Origin of the sequence: Halorubrum sp. SS7 (genome assembly GCF_005435055.1) — an archaeon.
Taxonomy (GTDB): Archaea; Halobacteriota; Halobacteria; order Halobacteriales; family Haloferacaceae; genus Halorubrum; species Halorubrum salinarum.
This window is the reverse complement of sequence record NZ_SGXV01000617.1, coordinates 1-238: the sequence shown is the minus strand read 5'-3', so window position 1 is coordinate 238 and position 238 is coordinate 1. Positions and strand designations below refer to the sequence as shown.

Below are 238 nucleotides of genomic sequence, written 5' to 3'. Positions count from 1 at the left end.
ATACCACGAGACGGCCCGTCAACGCGTTCGAGACGAAGGGATTCGGACCGAGACCGTCGAGTGCGACATCTTCAATCTCTTCAGTTCGCTCGGGACGATCGCCGAGATCTCGAACCGTCTCCGTGACCACAACGTCTACGTGAACCTCGCGTCGGGGTCGAAGGTGACCGCGATCGGCGGGATGATCGCCTGTATGGTCACCGGCGCGATCCCGTACTACGTCCACGCGGAGGAGTAC

Annotated in this window: 1 protein-coding gene; it reads left to right on the top strand. The window is 61.3% G+C overall.

The features are described from left to right. On the top strand, positions 1-238 hold a 238-nt coding region (locus EXE44_RS21790; RefSeq protein ID WP_274595410.1), incomplete at both ends, for a DUF6293 family protein.